At 61.9% G+C, this 1,389-nt stretch carries 1 protein-coding gene; it reads right to left on the reverse strand.

The genetic code is table 11. The features are described from left to right. Positions 1-255 precede the first annotated feature (255 nt). Positions 256-1,281, reverse strand: coding sequence for an IS110 family RNA-guided transposase (locus EG244_RS20215; protein ID WP_124966921.1), 1,026 nt, complete (start codon positions 1,279-1,281; stop codon positions 256-258). Positions 1,282-1,389 lie beyond the last annotated feature (108 nt).

A 1,389-nucleotide genomic window follows, 5' to 3' on the forward strand; every position in this document is an offset into this window, starting at 1 on the left:
GCGGGGCTTCTCTATTGGGTGCTCATAAGTCAAGCTCCGTTTTGGTCCACTTTGACGCTTGCGTGGTCCCGCTGGGTCTCTGGCTTCTCTCCGAAGTCGGTGCTTGGACCGCTTCATGGTCGGATCCGAAAGGATGGTGGATCAAGCTTTTTCGCGAAGTGCCGTCGGCCTTCTGCCCCGCGTCGATCTCACCGATCCATCGGTCCCCAGGGGGACGTTGCACCGCCGTCAGGCGGATTGGAAAGAAATGGATCGTCAGACGGCGATAGCCGTCCATCGGAACGGTGTTCCATCTGTCCACATGCGATGGAGTATTACCGCAAGCTTCCTGGCGACCGCAGTGATGGCTCGCGCAGCTCCGCGCCGTTTGGCGATCTTCATCCCCCAGGCCTTGATAGGGGATGGCCGGGTCGTGGACCGCAGGAGGACGCCAGCTGCCTCAAAGAGCGCCGTCCGAACGCTGATGTCACCACTCTTGGTAATGCTGCCGCGCCTGTCGAGTTCGCCGGACTGATGTGTTCGCGGCGCCAAACCGACATGCGCTCCGACGGCTCGGGAGCGTCGAAAGCGGGCAGGCTCGTCGATGGCGGCGCGATAGGTAAGCGCCACGAAGGGGCCTATCCCGGGGGCTGTCATGAGGAGGCGGCAAACCCCGTCCTTCTTCGCCAGGAGCATCATACGCCTGTGCAGTGCAGCATACTGTTCCCGGATCGTCCGGCGCACCGCGAGCATCGGGTTGATGACGGCTTCCAAGTTGGTCTCGCCCTCGATCAGTTCACGGATGCGCGCTTCGTAGCTTGAGCGCGTGACGAGGCCAACCTTCAGGCCGAAGTTGCGAAGCAGCCCGCGGATGCTGTTCTCGATGTCGATCATAGACGCCTGCAGGAAGCGACGCCCGCCAAGCAGGGCGCGGACCTCTTGGCTTGCCAACGTCTTCACATGAACCGGTTTGAAGAGGCCGACGCGCATCATCTGCGCAATGCCGCGTGCGTCGTTGCGATCCGTCTTGTTGATCTGGGCGCTCAGCACAGCCTGCGCGTGCCGGGTCTCGATACAGAATACCGGGAAGCCAGCCTTAGCCAATCCTGCATAGAGCCATTGGCACAAAGGGCCGGCTTCAAGGCCGACCCTCCCGTATCGCGCACCGTGTTCCGACAGAAAGGCAGCCAGTGCGCCGGGATCAGTCTCGACCTTGCCCTCCCGGACAACCTTTCCCTCAGCTGTCATGACACAGACGCTCGTGGTGCGAACCGACACGTCGAGACCGGCAAAGAGTTCCATCGCTTACCTCCTAATCCGCGTTGCTGGGACAAGGCGGAGATTAGGGGCCGCACAGCATTCACACCACCGTCGGGTGGGCGCGCGGCAGCCCAATAACCCGACCTTTTT

The organism is Falsigemmobacter faecalis, from assembly GCF_003863335.1.
GTDB lineage: Bacteria > Pseudomonadota > Alphaproteobacteria > Rhodobacterales > Rhodobacteraceae > Wagnerdoeblera > Wagnerdoeblera faecalis.

Coding starts and splice junctions, on each gene's coding strand:
- EG244_RS20215 (WP_124966921.1), bottom strand. CDS start 1,281: ATGGAACTCTTTGCCGGTCTCGACGTGTCGGTTCGCACCACGAGCGTC.